This is a genomic window from Parabacteroides sp. B2-S-102, assembly GCF_023656665.1.
In the GTDB taxonomy this organism is placed as follows: Bacteria; Bacteroidota; Bacteroidia; order Bacteroidales; family Tannerellaceae; genus Parabacteroides; species Parabacteroides distasonis.
Genome location: NZ_JAMOKM010000003.1, coordinates 369,232 through 386,117, shown reverse-complemented (window position 1 = coordinate 386,117; position 16,886 = coordinate 369,232). Strand labels below are relative to the sequence as shown.

Sequence of the window (16,886 nt, the reverse complement as noted above, 5' to 3'; positions counted from 1 at the left end):
CTCTATCTTTCCTGTGTAAACGGAGAGATAGAGGATTTTTTTATGTATTAATTCTTAAGGAGATAAAGTATGAATGAGAATGATTTTGTGGTGGGTGTACTTACGTATATCACCTGCCTGCGTGAGAAAAAGCGTTATTCCACGGCGAAGAGTTATCAAGATGCGTTGAGGTCGTTTAAATGTTTTTGTGGCCGGGAAGAGATTCCTTATGCGTATATTAATCGGGATACACTTTTGCGTTATCAATCTTGGCTGTTGGCCAAGGGATGTGCTCGTAACACGGTATCTACTTATATGCGCCGGATTCGTCACATCTATAATTTAGCGGTAGAGGTGGGTGAGGCTGCCTATATTCCTCATTTGTTTAAGCATGTGTTTACGGGGGTTGAGAGTAAACGTAAAAAGGCGTTGCCTTCGGAAAGCTTACGCTTGCTGATGACAAGCCCGGTGACAGATCCACAACAGAAGAGGACCCAATCAGCCTTTTGCCTGATGTTTTTGTTTTGCGGGATGGCTTTCGTAGATTTGGCGCATTTGCGAAAGGAGGATATCAAGGAAGGGATCTTGTCTTATTATCGGCAGAAAAGCGGATCCCTTATACAGGTGGAGATCCCAGCGGAGGCACAAGGGCTGCTGAATGAGTTGGCAGCCGATACAACCGAGGATTCGCCCTATCTGTTTCCTTTTTTAGAGGGAATGAAGACCGGTGAGGATGCCTACAAGGAATATAATACCGTATTAGGAGGTTTTAACCGCAGATTGAAAATACTGTCGGAATCCATTGGCATTCATACTCGGGTTACCTCATACACGATTCGTCACTCTTTCGCCACGACCTTGAAGGAGCAAAACGTACCGATTGAGATGATCAGTGAACTGTTAGGGCATAAATCTATCAAGACTACGCAAATATACTTGAAGAGTTTCTCTTTAGAAAAACTCTCAACCGTAAACAAACTTTGTTTCGAGAGTGTGTATAATTATGCGCCGAAAGTAGGGTGAAGAAAAGTACGCTACTTGGCGAGTAGCCAAACTGACTGCTACTTGGCGAGTAGCCTTAACAAGAGGAGTGAAAGGATATTCCTTAGTTGTAGAGACGGAGCGTGTCCCGTTTCATCCCCTTACAATGGTATTTTAGTTACTATCAGGCGGTGGGAGACGGAGCACGCTCCATCTCTACATGATGTTATATGGAATTTACTTCGGATAACGTGATGATTTCGGGAATAACGAGGCCATTTCGTTTCTATTGCCATGTCTATACATCAGAAATAAGAACGAAGATTTAAAGAGAATTAAGGTTGAAACACAAACAAAGCCTAATGTTTGCTTGTGTTATGTTATTTTTTACTACATTTGCGGCATGAAATGAACGCTACTCGCCAAGTAGCATGAGTATTGAAGGGATGCAAATTTTCAGTAATTCCTTTTTTGTTTTCACATAAGTATTTATTTATCAGGGTATTACAAGAATATCTTGATAAGGCTCTGAATTATCTTCCTCAATGAATATCGTGACAAGTAATAGCTCTGATAGAGCTATGGTGCATATACGCAATCGCCGTAGCCAGGAGGCTGTACGTTGGTACGTACTGACGCTTCCTACCGCTGTTGGGGGACGTGATAATATCTATTCGTCAAAAGGATTAGATGCCGAGCTTTCCCGTCGTAAACGTTGTGGGGAACCCTTGTTCGAGTACTTTGCCCCCTCGTATGTCGAGGCTCGCAAGGTGGGAGGCAAGATGGTCAATACGAGGAAGCCTCTTTTATACAACTATGTGTTTATCCATGCTTCGGAGAATGAGATTTTCCGTTTGAAACGTATCATGCCCTTATATAATCTTCTTCCTCGGGTATCCGTGGGCGAACACTCTTATTTTCCTTACCTGTCAGATCATGAGATGGAGACCTTACGCTGGATGGCTGAATCTTATTCCAATGAGCTTCCGGTGTACGTACCGGATAGCGGTCGCTTGCTGAAAGGTGACCGTGTACGTATCACCTCGGGTTCTTTCATGGGGATGGAGGCTGAGGTGGTGGTGCAACCGGGTGGAGGTCATAAGGATGTCATGGTACGTATCCTTGACTGTATGTGGGTTCCTCTATTTGAGGTAAGGCAAGGCGAGTATGAGCTGATCGAGTTGAATACGAAAGGCAAGCATGTTTATACCCATTTGGATAACGATCGTTTATCGGAAGGTATGCACAAGGCGTTGGGGCGTTATTATCTCTCGGGCAAATTGGGAAAGGAAGACGAACTTTTGGTTCGTGAGGTGCTGAAGGGCTATGCTTCCCTTCGTGTGGAGACCGACGTGATGCGTTGCAAGGTTTACTCATTACTCCTTCCGGCCTATAAGCTGTTGGATCAGGAAGAGGAGTTTGAACGCTTGTATTCCACCCTACGCAATATGCTTCCATTGGTTAAGGCAGTGAATTCTCGTGCCTTGCTGCTCGTCACGCTTTACGGCTGCACGAATAGCAACCTGTATTACCGTATGGCGCATGAGCTGGTAGATCCCTGGCGGGATGACCCTTCGCCTAAGAGAAGCAAGGCCTTGTTGATACAGCGTTTACACGATTACGATATTTGGCTAAAACATTAAATAGTAGACTGTCATGAGAAAGGAAAGCGAAACTCCCTCCGGTATCCGTTTGATGCTATTGCTGAAAGGGCATTTGAGAGAGATCATGAATCGTGAGTGTGCGAATCAGACCTCGATCCATTTATATTGTACGGGATCTTATTGGGTCGCGTTCGAACGTTCCGCTTATCAATTGCGTCGTGCCTTTCCGGATAGTGAGATCACGCCGATGCGCCTGTACGCTTATCCTTTTCCGGTTGTCATGGTTTCCGTAACGGATCGTTCCCTTCGTTTGTATGAACGAAAACATATAGCTAAGCAGAACGGGGCGGATTACAAGTTATTGACTGTACCTGAACTCTCCGCTCCCGCCTACCAAGCGTGGCATTCGAGGGAGGTGAAGGGACTCCCTGCGTTAAACTAATCGGAAAACTCGTTCACGACATTAAAACAGGGACAGGATTTCGACGGGTCCAAGTCTTGATGTCCCACGATTAGGGCTTTGGGGAATCGCTGATGCAATTCACGAAACAAACCCTGTAGGGCTTCTCGTTGGGCTTCCGTTCGGGTATCCATGGGAGTCTTTCCATCGTTGGCGAGTCCTCCGATATAGCAAACCCCGATACTGTACCGATTGTGGTTCTTACAATGAGCGCCCACTTGTTCAAGGGGCTTACCGATCTCGATCGTACCATCGGTCGGGATAACGAAGTGATATCCGCAGCCTTTCCAGCCGAGAGAGCGATGCAGATGGTCGATGTCCATCATCCGTAAAGTGCTGCCCTGCCTATTGGCAGAGCAATGCACGATAATCAGCGTGATGGTTCTCATCCGATCCAACCGCTAGCGGCTCCACCGGCAGCACCGGTGATGACCAGTTCGACAATACGGATGATGTAGAGCAAGACGCTCTTCCAATTTGTTTTTTTCATACTTGTAGTCTTTAAATAAATGAATAAAATAAGCTTCATGGTTTAAGAGCCGTATTTCTCAATGGTAGGATTTAGATCTCATCAGGAGATTCTGAGTCTCCTTTCTTCAATGCAGCCAAGTCCACCGTGTCTTTATTCTCTTTTACCGCCTTCAGCGAGGCGGCTTGGATCGCACGGCTGGTTACTAGGTTGAATTCTGCCTTAGAACGTAGGTTCTCGAAGTCTATACCCGGATTGAATAGAATGTTCACCGCCTTGATATTATCGCTGGAGAAGTCCTTGAGTGTAGCGGCCGGCTCGCAGGTGATGGAGATACTAAAGATTCCTAGTTCGCCGAATTGTACCTTGTAGCCGTTCAGCAATTGTTCCACTAGACATGAGCAGGTGTCGCTTACCACGCCTTTTACCGTGCCGCGTGTGAAAACACCGTTGTGATCTGAGATGTGCTTCACGAAATCATCGAAACTCATCACTTTCGTCACTTGGTTCTTGGCGTACGCCTGTTCCTTTGCGGTCTCATCCAGTGGACTTTTCCACATGTAAGTTGAATAATTAATCATACTTCTTTTTTTTAAAAGATTAAACTTATTGTTGACAATGCGAAAGTACAACCCCCGGATAGCGAAATCAAATCCGTTGATAACCGTTGACAAACTGTTTACTTTTCATTGACAAACGATTCATATATACCTTATGTCTGATATAACGATTACCATACACGGCGGCAATAACCAGATACTCCCCAACGCTACGGAAGCCATCCAGAACTTCTATGTGGGGGAATATTGCGGGGAGACCTCCCTAGAAGAGGGGGACGGTAGATCCGGTCTCATGCCTGAAACGATCCGTTTTCGTGCCTATATAAATAAAGAAGAGGATCTGGAACGCTATCTTGCGCAGATCGTCGAGTGCCGGACGGTTACCGAGTTGGCCCAAGTCATTCTGGTCATGCAAGAGAACGAGCTGAAAATAACCCCCGAGGAGATGGTCAAAGAGCGTTTCATCCGCCTCTTTCTACCCATCACCCCCCGAATCACGAAGGGTAAAAGCGTCAGCAACATCCGTGCCCGTATCAACGATGCGTGGAGCAGTCGTCTCAGACACCGCTCAACTGGCCGTTTTTGAGAAGATATACTGCATATGCCCGAGGATATATACTGCGTTAGGCAATTGATATATACTTCATAGGGCAATTCATATATACCTCGTTTTCCAAGGGAAACGAAAAGTGATAACCTTACTGAAAAAATTACGATATGACAGAAAACCATGAGCGGGCGGAACAAGCACGTTTCGTCTTCCATATCTACGGTTGCAATGTGCAGATCGTGCCCAATGCAACCCATGCGATCCAAATCATCCACCAAGGTGATGGTACGATCTTGCGGACGGAAAGCTGTATTACGCCCGCCGCTTCGGGACGCCACGAGTCACAGGCGCCGCCGTTGGGAAAAGTTAGGGCATTGAATATAAAACAAACAAAATACAAATGATGGATTTTCATAAGGGCAGATGGCGATTGGCCTTAGGCCGTCTGGTGAATTTGCGGTATATCAACCGTTGGATCATTTTTAGTGCGGACCTTTTCGTCTCGCTTTCCGTATCGTTGCTGGGCGTACTAGGAATGTTCTCCATTCTGCATATACGTATTGGAGAGTCTGATGTGCTGAAAGTGGGCCTCTCCTCATTTGTGGCCAGTATCGTTTCGTTCTTGCTGTTCAAAGCATATCATGGGGTTATTCGCCATTCCACGCTGCGTGGCTTGTGGCGGATCGGTGGTGCTGCGATCGGCAAGTCGCTCTTGATGTTCCTGCTGCTTTGGCTGTTGAAAGCCCGTTTCAGCCCTCCTATCTATTGGTTGGGTGGAATTATGGACAGTACGTTGACGATCGTGATGTTGGTTACGTTGCGTGTCTTCGTGATTAATGTCTATAACAGCGTCCTCCTGCAACTAGGCAAGAAACGCAAGCGGGTACTGGTCTTTGGCACGGAGGAGGAGAGCGTGATGATCGCTACCTCGGCGAACCGTCAGGTATTCATGCAGAATTATAGCATCATGGGCTTCCTTTCCTTTGGCAATTCCAAGAAAAGCATCCGGATTGCAGAGTTACCGGTCTACCAGATCGAGAACGTGGAGGATCTGTATCGCTTGATCCCTCGCAACAGCTTGGATGGCGTTCTCTTCCCGAATATAAAGGTTGCCCATCAGGAGCGTGACCGTTTGATCCGTTATTGCGAGCAGGCCTCATTGAAGACGTTGGTAGTTCCGGAGATGGAGGAGCTACGTGGAGGTGAGGCGAAGCGTTCGGTCCGTGAGATCCGTATCGAGGATTTGTTGGGTCGTGAGGAGATCCATATTAATCTGGACGAAATCGGCAATCTGTTGGAAGGGAAGACCGTGCTTGTCACGGGAGCCGCCGGCAGTATCGGTAGCGAGATCTGTCGCCAGCTGGCTCATTTCCCGATTAAGAAGTTGGTTTGCTTCGACTCCGCTGAGACCCCGATGCATAATCTCCGTCTGGAATTGGAAGAGAAATACAAGGGACTAAACTTTGTCCCGGTGATCGGCGATGTCCGTAGCCCGGACCGTGTGGATTATGTGTTCCGCAACTGGCATCCCCAAGTAGTGTTCCATGCGGCGGCCTACAAGCATGTCCCTTTAATGGAGGAGAACCCCTGCGAGGCGATTCGAACAAACGTGTTCGGTACTCGTGTGATGGCGGATGCCGCTGTAAGCTATGGTGTGGAGAAATTTGTGATGATCAGTACGGATAAGGCGGTGAACCCCACGAACATCATGGGCTGTAGCAAGCGCTTGGCCGAAATCTATGTACAGAGTCTGAGCCTTGCGATCGAGCGAGGAGAGGTGAAAGGCGAGACGCGTTTCATTACGACCCGCTTTGGAAACGTATTGGGTAGCAACGGTTCGGTTATCCCCCGTTTCCGTGAACAAATCGCTCAAGGAGGTCCCGTGACGGTCACCCATCCCGATATCATCCGTTACTTCATGACCATCCCGGAGGCTTGCCGTCTGGTATTAGAGGCCGGTACAATGGGCAAGGGTGGTGAGATCTTTATCTTCGATATGGGTGAGCCGGTGAAGATAGCGGATTTGGCGAAGCGTATGATTGAACTGTCCGGATTGCAGGTAAACAAGGATATCGAGATCAAGTACACTGGCCTTCGTCCCGGTGAGAAACTATATGAGGAGCTATTGAACAACAAGGAGAACACGAAAGAGACCCCTCACGAGAAAATTCGGGTGGCGGCGGTTCGTGAGTATGACTATAAGGATGTGATAACACATATCCATGTATTAATCGAATTATCCCTTCGTGTCCAGATCCTCCCGATGGTGAGGGAGATGAAAGCATTCGTGCCTGAGTTCAAGAGCCAGAATTCTCGGTTTGAGGAGTTGGATTGAGGAGGGAATATTTCAAGGAGAAATGTTTGTGGTAAAAGGAATTGACTATATTTTCATACAATCAATTTGATATGCAAGCATCTATTTTGGATGAATAAACAAAAGAATATGGAAGCGACAGTATTTAATCCCGTGCAACAACATCTGTTGAAGTTTTTTGCTTTTGATGGCTCGGAGGAAAAGCTATTAGAGATGAAAGCGGTTTCGACGAAATATTTCTCGCAAAAATTGGACAAACGTTTGGATGAGTTATGGGATTCGAGAGGTTTCAATCAGGAGAAGCTTGACGAGCTGAGGACAATACACCTTCGTACAGATTTGAACGATGAGTAAAATCGTATTGGATACGAATAGTTTGATTCAAAGTCTTCCGAGTAGAAACCGATATCATTGAATATGGCAGTCGTTCTTAGATGACGCAAATGAATTATGTGCATCTGAAAGATCCTTAATGAAAATGAAGAAATATTAGAGCAACTGACGGGAAAAGAGATGACTAAACTAACCTTAGATGTTATTTTGAACAATCTATATATCAGCTTCCTTACTCCTTATTATAAGTTTAATTTGATAAAATCAGATCCGAATGACAATAAATTCTTGAATTATGCTGTTATCGCAAATGCAAAGTTTATTATGACGGAGGATCGTCATTTTGTCGCCGACACTGTCTGGAAGAACGAACAATCACAACTTAAGGCAATCAATACCATCTTGTCGTTATAGGATGACAATGTACCATGTCTTTGCTATTGCTGAATAGTTACATATAACCCCTTTGTTGTGAAATAAAATTAAAAATATTTCATTTTAGGTTTTTGCAGGTTTAAAATGACTGTTTACGTTCGATATAAATTATATTATAAATGATTCAAATTACAGATAAAAGTAAATGCTGTGGCTGCAATGCTTGTGGTGATGTATGTACCCATAAGGCTATTACTTTCAAGACCGATATAGAGGGATTTTGGTATCCGGAAGTTGATAAAAATAAATGTACAGATTGTGGTCTTTGTGAAAAGGTCTGCCCCAATTTGCACTCTGAGGAGCTAAAGAAAAATGATTTTGAGATTCCTGTTTGCTATGCCGCCATACATAAGAATATCGAGGTACGTTTCGACAGCACTTCTGGTGGAGCGTTCACAGCCCTTGCCGAATACGTTTACAAGCAAGGCGGCTACGTGGGTGGTGCGGTCTATAATGAAGACTGGTCTGTGTCTCAGTTCCTTTCAGCAGATAAGACCGACTTGCCTCGTTTGCGCTCTAGCAAATATCTTCAGAGCCGTTTCGATGGATTTTATATCGCTGTTCGTGAAGCCTTGAAGACTGGCAAGCCCGTGCTTGTTTGTGGAGGCCCATGTCAGATGGCAGCCCTGCGCGGCTTCCTGCACAAAACTTATGACAACTTGATTTTGGTGGATTATATCTGTAGGGGTATAGCCTCGCCATTGCTTTTCCGGAAGTACATAGAATATCTGGAAAACAAGCATCATTCAAAGGTTGTCTATTTTAAAGCTAAAAACAAGGAGTTGGGATGGCGTAAGCATACTTTTAAAATTCTCTTTGAAAATAGAGATGTCGAATATCAAACGTTGGAGAACAATCCGTGGCGTATTCTGAATTATATCGTTCCTGAGGTATGTCGGCCGAGTTGTTTTGAATGCCCCTTCAAGGGTTTCCCTAGAGCTACAGACATTACCATTGGTGATTTATGGGCTGATAAAAAGTATATACCTAAAGAGCTTGACAATGATTTGGGAACGTCCGTAGTCTTTGTGCATAGCAAAAAAGGCGCTGACTTGATACAGAATATTAAAACTCTGAAAAAGCAGGACTTCCCTCTAGACAAGGCCATAGTAGGAAATCGCCTTTTAATGAAGCCTTTGTGCCATTCTAGTCACGACAGGGATGCGTTCTATGCTACCCTCAATGAATCACTGGATGCCTGCATCAAGAAGTACCTGCCCCATTTTGGGAAGAAGGGGTTTAGCGTCAAGGAAAAGCTTAAGAACGTAGCCCGTTTCTTATTTAGCGTAAAAAAAGCCTCAGGATGGAGTCTTGGTACATGGACAAAAAACTTTCGATATAACTTCTTTTGCGGACAAGTAAAAGGAAATGTTTTGGAAGGAAAATTCTTCATCATAAATAAGTACTGTACTATAGTCATGGGATCCAAAGCCCAGCTGATACTGAATGCGCCCTTCCATTTTGGAAGTAAGCGTATCAAAGGATCTCGCCTGGACAGCAGGCTCTTGATTGAGAACGGAGGGAGGATGGAGATTAAATATGAACCTTATAGTGTTGCGTATGGTGCCGACATTGAGGTGTTCAGGAACGCTACTTTGGAAATAGGAGGTGGTTTAGGTGCGAATATTGGCTTGACGATCATATGCGCTGACCATATTTCTATCGGACGGTATACCGGATGTGGACGTAATGTCACTATCCGCGATAACAACGGGGAACACTTTATATCTATTCGCGGATATAAAACCTCTTCTCCCGTCACCATCAAAGAACATGTATGGTTAACGGAAAGCTGTACGGTGATGCCTGGGGCGGTAATCGAACCAGGTGCCATAATCTCTGCTCGTTCGGTGGTTTCCGGTCACATATCTGCTTTCAGTATAGTGAAAGGTGATCCTGCCGTGGTGGTGGAAAAAAATATTCTTTGGAAGGCTTAGATAAAAAATACTTGATATATGGAATTAAAAGATTTTATTGGCAAATTTGTTTCCCAATTCGAAGAGGAAGATCCTGCTATTTTTGAAGCTGATTTGGATTTTCATGAACTGGATAGTTGGTCATCGCTGACAAGTCTTAGTGTCGTAGCGATGGTCTATCAAGAATATGGTGTGGAGCTGGACACCCAAGACGTGCGTAATGCCGATACAATTGAAGATCTTTTCAATATCGTAAAAGAAAGAAAGGCATGAAAACAATCATACCAGATGTCTCTATCCGCAGTATTGCAAGCTGGCTACCGAGTAATAAGATTTCCTTATCTTCTTTCGCCGAGCAATATGGTGAAAAAGAGACAAGAGATGTTATCCGTACGACAGGAGTTGAATGGGTTTACAGAACCGATGCGAATCAGAAATCATCCGATTTATGCTTCAACGCTGCTGAATATCTAATCAGTAAGGATAACATCGACAGAGAGAGCATAGACGGCTTGGTTGTATTGACTGTAACTCGTGATTGGGCGCTCCCTGATACTTCTGTCTATCTTCAGCATAAATTAGGATTGAAGAATGAAACCGTTTGCTTGGATATTAATTATGGTTGTACCGGTTATATCTATGGTTTGATGCAAGCAGCTATGTGGATACATAGTGGATTGTGTCAGAACGTTTTAGTTCTTGGAGGTGATATGCTGAAGAATTGTCTTGACCCTAAAGCTGTTGGTAGTATTGATGCGAGCGATATAGGTACTGCTTCACTGATTTCAAAAGGAACAACTGGCATGGCTTTCCATCTCTGTTCAGATGGTGCGAGATACGATCGGATCATGATGCCCCATGGTGGATATATATGCCAAGATGGAATGGGGGTTTTCTCATTTAGTATAGTGAACGGTCCTAAAAGCATCCGCACTGTGATGGATTTGATGAAATGGGAGGATTCTGATGTGGATATATATGCGTTGCATCAATCCAGTCAGTTGATTATTAAGAATGTTAGAATGGCATTGAAGTCAAGCCAAGAGAAATTTCCAGTGAACATGAAGGACTTTGGTAACTCAAGTAGCTCCACTATCCCCAATTTGTTATGTGATCTTTATGGATTGAACAAGGCAAACCGTCCGAGGCATGCCGTTTTTTGTTCCTATGGCGCTGGCCTTACGTGTGGAAGTGTTGCTCTAGATCTTTCCAAAACTCATTTCTATGAACCGCTGAATAAACAGTGACCGATCCATTACTCGTAAGAATCGAAAAATATTTATTAGATATGCAAAAATCTGTTATTGAATATCTCCAGTCTACTGTTAGTCGCTTTCCTGCGAAAATAGCTGTTAAAGATTCGGAAATGTCTATCACATTTGGTGATTTGTGGAGAAATGCGCAAAAGATTTCGGCTGCTCTCGTGAATATGAATATCGGGTTAAATAACCCAATTGGTGTTTACATTCCGAAAGGGGGCAAGATGATTGAGTCTTTTGCAGGTATTAATATGAGTGGAAACTTTTATGTGCCTCTTGATACAAAGTCTCCCGTTTCTCGTGTCAGCAGTATTATCAAGACTCTTGAATCTAAAGTGCTCATAACTGATCGTTCTCATATTGAAACCCTTAGGGATTTTACCCATGTACAGATTCTTGTGGCTGAAGATATAATTGAGGGTGATATAAATATAGAAAATGCTTTTTCACAGTTCACTCATCAGATTGATACTGATCCTGCTTACAGCATTTTTACCAGTGGTTCAACGGGAATTCCCAAGGGTGTGGTTGTCTCGCATCGTGGTGTAATTGACTATATCGATTGGGCGAAAGATACGTTTCACTTTATGAGTGATGCAGTAATTGGTAATCAAGCCCCTTTCTATTTTGACAACTCAACACTTGATATTTACCTTATGTATTCCACTGGTGCGACGCTTAATATTATTCCAGAAAGTAATTTCGCATTCCCTGCCAAGTTGGTTGACTATCTCAATGAGGAGAAAATTACGTTCGTGTTTTGGGTTCCTTTTGTGCTCATCAATGTAGCCAATCTCAATATTTTCGAAACAAAAAAGCCTATATACATGAAGGATGTGTTCTTTGCTGGTGAAGTAATGCCAAATAAGCACCTTAATTACTGGCGTAAGCACCTCCCCAACTGCCGTTATGCTAACCTTTATGGACCTACGGAAATTACTGTTGACTGTACCTTCTATGAAGTGAAACGAGAGTTTTCTGATAGTGAACCTCTGCCTATAGGTTTCCCGTGTCGCAACAGTGACGTGTTGATTCTCGTTGATCGCAAACGTCGGGCGGCAAAGGGTGAACAAGGAGAACTCTGTGTACGAGGTTCTTCGCTTGCTCTTGGTTATTATAACAGTCCCCAAAAGACTGCTTCAGCCTTTATACAGAATCCTCTACATAATTATTATCCGGAGACAATCTATTGTACGGGTGATGTCGTTTATGAGAATGAGTATGGAGAAATTATGTATGTGGGTCGTGTAGATTCTCAAATTAAGCACAATGGTTATCGTATCGAACTCGGCGAGATAGAGACTGCAATTCTTGGTAGTCACATGGTGGATAGCTGTTGCGTCGTTTATGACTTTGCAAACAAGAAGATTGTGATGTTCTATCAGGCTACAGAGGAACTTGATATGGCAACTTTCCGCAAGGTTATCTCTGCTAGCATTCCTCGTTATATGCAGCCCACTGTGTATCATCATATCAGAGAGTTACAGCGTAATACGAACGGTAAGATTGACCGCCTGTTCTATAATAACCAAGTCAATGGATAAGATAGATTCACTTGATAAGATTAATGGCTTTGTGAGCGATATTCGTTCTTTGCGTAAGGGCTATCTGTCCAATTTCTTCTTGGATAGGAAGAAGCACTCCATATGGATAGAGAAAGGAGAGTTGTTTTACGTTTCTTTCCCTGACGGTTATTTTCTGCTCCATTTAACCGATTCGGTCAACAACCTGTTTTTTCTTACCACTACCTTGCAACAACTGGTCGGGGGATTGAAGGCTGTTTTACCTATATTGTCTGAGCAACTGGTCGTTGACATAGTGGGTGATGGAAAGATTGCGAGTCTGAAAGATGTGTTTGTGGAGCAAGGCTTCAGTGTGTATGAACAGCTCTACCGTATGAGTCGCCTCGGAGCCTTGGAGTATAAAGTGAGCGATGTCCCCAATGTATGTCTCGCTGAAGAGGCTGATGCATGTGTGGTACAGGATATGCTCCATACCAACTTTGACCCCTTGTCTGAACAGCTGCCTTGTTACGAGGAAATACTGGACTTCATATCCCGAAAGGGTGTGCTCGTATATAAGGAAAAAGGAAAGGTTTACGGTTTTATCATCTTTGAACTGAACGGGCAGACCTTATATCTGCGTTATTGGTTTGTCTTGCCCGAATACCGGGATTTAAAGATTGGTTCCCGATTGTTCAATGAATTTATGCGAGCTGGCCACGCCACCAAGCGTCAACTCTTTTGGGTGATAGCTAGTAACGAAAATGCCATTAAACGTTACCGTCATTACGGCTTTGAAGTAGAGAGACTTTATGATTATGTATTAATTAGAAATAAATAAAGGTATATAATTGCCAAGATTAAAGGAGAAAAAGATTATGAGAGAGAAAATTATTTCGATTTTGAGTGAGTTACGCCCCGAGTTCGATTTCAGCGAGCCTGTAAACTTTATAGAGGAAGGTATGCTTGATTCCTTCGATATAGTGACGCTGGTCGATACTCTCGACACCGAATACGATATCGTCATTGATGGTATTGACATCATTCCCGAAAATTTTGACAGCCTAGATAGTATTGTGAGGCTGCTGCAGAAGAACGGGGTGAACGAATGATAATCGTGTGAATGCGATTTAAATAAAAGGGGCAGTCTGAAATGAGTCAGGAAGTATCTTCAACAAATAAGCGTATAGCAAAAAATACACTTTTTCTATATGTGCGTATGTTACTTGTCATGGGGGTAAGCATATTTACTTCCCGTGTGATACTTCAAACGCTTGGTGTAGAGGATTACGGTATTTATAATGCGGTAGGTGGAATTGTGGCCGTAATAGGAGTGCTTAACGGTGCCCTGTCTTCATCAACCAGTCGTTTTCTGGCTTACGAATTGGGAATGAAGGACGCAGAGATGCTGAAGAGAACTTTCTCGGTTTCATTGAATTTGCATATGGCTGTGGCTTTTATTGTCTTGCTGTTGGCTGAGACTATAGGCCTCTGGTTCTTTTACGAGAAAATGGTTATACCGGTGGAACGACTATCAGCTGCGTGGTGGGTCTATCAGTTTTCTATTGTTACGGTGATGGTTAACTTCACCCAAGTACCTTACAATGCTTCACTGATAGCCCATGAAAATATGTCTATTTATGCCTATGTGGGCTTATATGATGCGTTTTCGCGATTAGCTATCGCTTACCTCCTTTCCTTATCTCCCATGGATGACTTGGTGTTTTATGCTTTGTTGTTAATGCTGAATACTTTTTTGATTCAGTTTTTTTATAGGTTTTATACGTATCGGCGTTATCAGGAGTGCCGTTTCAGATGGATTACGGATAAGACTTTATATAAAAGGCAGCTGGCTTATTCAGGGTGGGAGATGTTTGGCGGATTGGCATCAATAAGCCAAGGGCAAGGTATTAATATCCTTCTCAACTTATTTTTCGGTCCCATGGTCAATGCGGCACGTGCGGTGGCTTATCAAATCCAAACGGCTGTCAACCATTTTGTGATTAATTTTCTTATGGCCACGAGGCCGCAGGTAATTAAAAGTTTTGCCGAACACAATTATGAGAGGATGTACTCGCTTACGTTTAAGTCCGCACGTTATTCGTTCTTCTTGATGTTGGCATTAATCTTGCCCATCTGTTTTGAGTTGAGGTTCATATTAAACTTATGGCTGGGCAAAGCCACTCCTCCTGATACGTATGTATTCACTTTGATCATACTTTTACTCAGTCTTGCCGAGGTTTTCCGTGCGTCCATGATTATGGCCTTTCACGCTATCGGCAAGATGAAGCTGGGGAATTCGCTCAATGGAACCATAATGATATTGTCCTTGCCTATTAGTTATGCCATATTGAAAATGGGTGCTCCTGCCTATGCGGTGTTCATAGTTCTCGTCATCATTAATATAACTGTTATGATTGATGCTTATTTCATTGTCTATTCTTATGTACATTTCAACATACGTGAACTTTTAGTTGGCGCTGTTCTCCCATGTGTCTTAGTTGGTGCCTGTTCTGTAATTGTGCCTACGGCCATCGTATATTTGATGGAGGATGGATGGCAGAGGTTTATTATTCTATCCTTGCTTACAGAGGTCGTATTGATGATCCTTATCTTATACGTAGGAATAACACGTGCCGAAAGAAAAAAAATAGTCAGTTGGATTCAGACTAAGATGAGCAAGACTAAACAATGATCAGAGAATTTGTTAATACAGAAGATCTCATGAAACATTATATAAAGAACAAAATCAATACATTCATTAAGTCTTCTCATTGGTACAACGAGGTCCTTTTCAAAGATTGCGTGAAATTTTGGGAAATGAAAGAGGAGCCATTGGACGTTGTGAATCTAGGCAGCAGTTCCGGCGTATATGATTTCGATTACAGCGATATGGGATGTAAGGGAATGAACTGGGCTGTGGCGCCGCAGACGATGGTAGGCGACTTTTTGATACTCAAGCGATACCGCAAGTTTCTAAAGGATAATGCTATTGTGTTTTATCCGCTTTGTCCGTTTACGTCGATCAGTGGAGCGGTGGATTACATAGAAGACCGTTGCTATAGTTTTTTGGACTATCGAACGATTCCCGGTGGACACTATATCCGGAATAGTAAAATAAAGGGATATAAAAATAGCCCTATATCTATATACCCATTGGTGGAATTTATCCGTGACATTAAGACACGTATCCTTCCGCCCAAAGAAGTGATAATGGGAGATAGGCAACTGGAGCGTGATGCTGAGAATTGGATAAAGGGATGGACTATTCAGTTTAATATCAATAACTTGAATGATAAATTCGTAGAGAGTCATAGAACGGTATATGATAGGACTATATCAATGTTAAAAGATATGATTGAATATTGCAAAGAGGAGAAGTTAAGGTTGGTCCTGGTCATACCACCTATGCATAGATCTTTGTGCCGTAAATTTCCCTCTGTTGCCAAAGAGCAACTGATAGACTCTTTCATTACAGAAGCCAACGGGGGGGAGACATGGTACTTCGACTGTATGGAAGAGCCTGGATTTTCGGATGACAAATCCTTGTTTCGCAACTGCTATTATCTTAACAAGAGAGGAGCCCTACTATTCACTAAGTACATAATGGATAAAATAGATAATAAGTAATTATGGGAATAAAGTCTTACATCGTGAATTTCTTGAAATTCCTTAAACATGGGGGAGTAAAATATGTCTCTGTTACATTTACCAATCCTGATGCGAGATATACCAATAAGAAAGTATTTATTTCTGGCGGTAGCGAGGGATTGGGCAGAGCTATGGCTAAGGCGTACTTGGCAGAGGGTGCTGAGGTTATAGTGACTGGAAGAAGTAAAGAAAAACTGTCAAACTTCCAGCTTTCCGAAAGTAATGCCAAGCTTCATACGTTGGTATGGGACGCCTTGGATTTTGACTCTTATAAGCAGAAGTTCGATAAAGCCGTTTCCATGATGGGTAGAATCGACATATTCGTGAACAATGTAGGAGGTGGAATGTCTAAGTATGAACCGTGGAATGCATATACCGCGGAAGTACTGGACAGGACATATGATATCAATACGAAAAGTATGTTTTTGATGTGCCAAATGGAAGGGCTGTATATGATTGACAATAAAATCAAGGGGAATATACTCAACATTACCTCTATCGCTGGCTACCAAAGACTTTTCGACCCTTATGCCGTGGCCAAGTGGGGCGCTCATAGCTTGACAGGTGGAATCGCAAGAAAACTTATTGCTTATGATATCGTGGTGAATGGTATTGCGCCTGGCACATGCCTGACCTCCAATCCTGCGTTGCCTCATAATAGGAACTTTGAAGACAACGCTTATTTCCAAGGACAGCCGAGTAAACGTTTTACAATGCCCGAGGAAATAGCTAAAACCGCTCTCTTTCTCACTAGTGGCGAAGCAAGGCAAATTGTTGGCTATATAATCCCTGTAGATGGGGGTGTCTTGATTTGAACGTACTGATTGGCTATTGGATATCCGGTAAAGTATATTAATTGAAAAATGTGTTTTT

At 43.3% G+C, this 16,886-nt stretch carries 19 protein-coding genes; 17 read left to right on the top strand and 2 right to left on the bottom strand.

What is annotated here, in order from left to right; translation table 11 throughout:
- The first annotated feature begins 69 nt into the window (after positions 1-69).
- From NBH07_RS06710 to NBH07_RS06700, 3 genes are all read left to right on the top strand, one after another.
- On the top strand, positions 70-1,002 hold the full coding sequence (locus tag NBH07_RS06710) for a tyrosine-type recombinase/integrase (RefSeq protein ID WP_005859241.1): 933 nt from the start codon (positions 70-72) through the stop codon (positions 1,000-1,002).
- Between the two features lie 503 nt (positions 1,003-1,505).
- Positions 1,506-2,603 carry a hypothetical protein gene (locus NBH07_RS06705; RefSeq protein WP_005859239.1) on the top strand — a complete coding sequence of 366 codons (1,098 nt, stop codon included), beginning with the start codon at positions 1,506-1,508 and terminating at the stop codon, positions 2,601-2,603.
- A gap of 13 nt (positions 2,604-2,616) precedes the next feature.
- Complete coding sequence (locus NBH07_RS06700) at positions 2,617-3,006, top strand: hypothetical protein (protein ID WP_005859237.1); 390 nt, start codon at positions 2,617-2,619, stop codon at positions 3,004-3,006.
- On the opposite strand, the gene NBH07_RS06695 is transcribed toward NBH07_RS06700, so the two are convergent.
- Positions 3,003-3,413, bottom strand: a complete 411-nt coding sequence (locus NBH07_RS06695; protein ID WP_005859235.1) for an N-acetylmuramoyl-L-alanine amidase — start codon at positions 3,411-3,413, stop codon at positions 3,003-3,005. The two genes, NBH07_RS06700 and NBH07_RS06695, sit on opposite strands and share 4 nt — an antisense overlap.
- Positions 3,414-3,585: 172 nt before the next feature.
- Positions 3,586-4,074: an HU family DNA-binding protein gene (locus NBH07_RS06690; RefSeq protein ID WP_005859232.1), complete on the bottom strand. Its 489-nt coding sequence runs from the start codon at positions 4,072-4,074 to the stop codon at positions 3,586-3,588.
- A gap of 133 nt (positions 4,075-4,207) precedes the next feature.
- On the opposite strand from NBH07_RS06690, the gene NBH07_RS06685 reads away from it, so the two are divergent.
- The 14 genes from NBH07_RS06685 to NBH07_RS06625 all read left to right on the top strand — a co-directional run bounded on the left by NBH07_RS06685 (position 4,208) and on the right by NBH07_RS06625 (position 16,828).
- Positions 4,208-4,639: a hypothetical protein gene (locus NBH07_RS06685; RefSeq protein WP_005859229.1), complete on the top strand. Its 432-nt coding sequence runs from the start codon at positions 4,208-4,210 to the stop codon at positions 4,637-4,639.
- A gap of 131 nt (positions 4,640-4,770) precedes the next feature.
- A complete protein-coding gene (locus tag NBH07_RS06680) occupies positions 4,771-5,007 on the top strand; it encodes a hypothetical protein (RefSeq protein ID WP_005859228.1) in 237 nt (78 codons plus the stop codon).
- Positions 5,004-6,938, top strand: coding sequence for a polysaccharide biosynthesis protein (locus NBH07_RS06675; RefSeq protein ID WP_005859225.1), 1,935 nt, complete (start codon positions 5,004-5,006; stop codon positions 6,936-6,938). The genes NBH07_RS06680 and NBH07_RS06675 overlap by 4 nt, the downstream gene beginning before the upstream one ends.
- Before the next feature lie 108 nt (positions 6,939-7,046).
- Complete coding sequence (locus NBH07_RS06670) at positions 7,047-7,271, top strand: DUF8507 family protein (protein ID WP_005859223.1); 225 nt, start codon at positions 7,047-7,049, stop codon at positions 7,269-7,271.
- A 159-nt stretch (positions 7,272-7,430) separates the two neighbouring features.
- The gene (locus NBH07_RS22580; RefSeq protein ID WP_005859221.1) at positions 7,431-7,664 is read left to right on the top strand and encodes a hypothetical protein; all 234 of its coding nucleotides are present in this window, start codon (positions 7,431-7,433) and stop codon (positions 7,662-7,664) included.
- 140 nt (positions 7,665-7,804) lie between these two features.
- Positions 7,805-9,622, top strand: a complete 1,818-nt coding sequence (locus NBH07_RS06665; protein ID WP_005859219.1) for a Coenzyme F420 hydrogenase/dehydrogenase, beta subunit C-terminal domain — start codon at positions 7,805-7,807, stop codon at positions 9,620-9,622.
- Positions 9,623-9,640: 18 nt separating this feature from the next.
- Positions 9,641-9,874, top strand: coding sequence for an acyl carrier protein (locus NBH07_RS06660; RefSeq protein ID WP_005859218.1), 234 nt, complete (start codon positions 9,641-9,643; stop codon positions 9,872-9,874).
- A complete protein-coding gene (locus NBH07_RS06655) occupies positions 9,871-10,848 on the top strand; it encodes a 3-oxoacyl-ACP synthase III family protein (RefSeq protein ID WP_005859216.1) in 978 nt (325 codons plus the stop codon). Before NBH07_RS06660 ends, NBH07_RS06655 begins: the two co-directional genes overlap by 4 nt.
- A gap of 41 nt (positions 10,849-10,889) precedes the next feature.
- Positions 10,890-12,404 (top strand): amino acid adenylation domain-containing protein, encoded by a 1,515-nt coding sequence (locus NBH07_RS06650; RefSeq protein ID WP_005859213.1) that lies wholly within the window; start codon positions 10,890-10,892, stop codon positions 12,402-12,404.
- Complete coding sequence (locus NBH07_RS06645; protein ID WP_005859211.1) at positions 12,397-13,203, top strand: GNAT family N-acetyltransferase; 807 nt, start codon at positions 12,397-12,399, stop codon at positions 13,201-13,203. The genes NBH07_RS06650 and NBH07_RS06645 overlap by 8 nt, the downstream gene beginning before the upstream one ends.
- Positions 13,204-13,240: 37 nt before the next feature.
- Complete coding sequence (locus NBH07_RS06640) at positions 13,241-13,474, top strand: hypothetical protein (RefSeq protein ID WP_008779271.1); 234 nt, start codon at positions 13,241-13,243, stop codon at positions 13,472-13,474.
- 41 nt (positions 13,475-13,515) lie between these two features.
- A complete protein-coding gene (locus NBH07_RS06635; protein ID WP_005859206.1) occupies positions 13,516-15,057 on the top strand; it encodes an MATE family efflux transporter in 1,542 nt (513 codons plus the stop codon).
- Between the two features lie 29 nt (positions 15,058-15,086).
- Positions 15,087-15,992 carry a hypothetical protein gene (locus tag NBH07_RS06630; protein WP_005859204.1) on the top strand — a complete coding sequence of 302 codons (906 nt, stop codon included), beginning with the start codon at positions 15,087-15,089 and terminating at the stop codon, positions 15,990-15,992.
- Between the two features lie 2 nt (positions 15,993-15,994).
- Entirely contained in the window at positions 15,995-16,828 is an 834-nt protein-coding gene (locus NBH07_RS06625; RefSeq protein ID WP_005859202.1) for an SDR family NAD(P)-dependent oxidoreductase, read from the top strand.
- Positions 16,829-16,886: the final 58 nt, after the last annotated feature.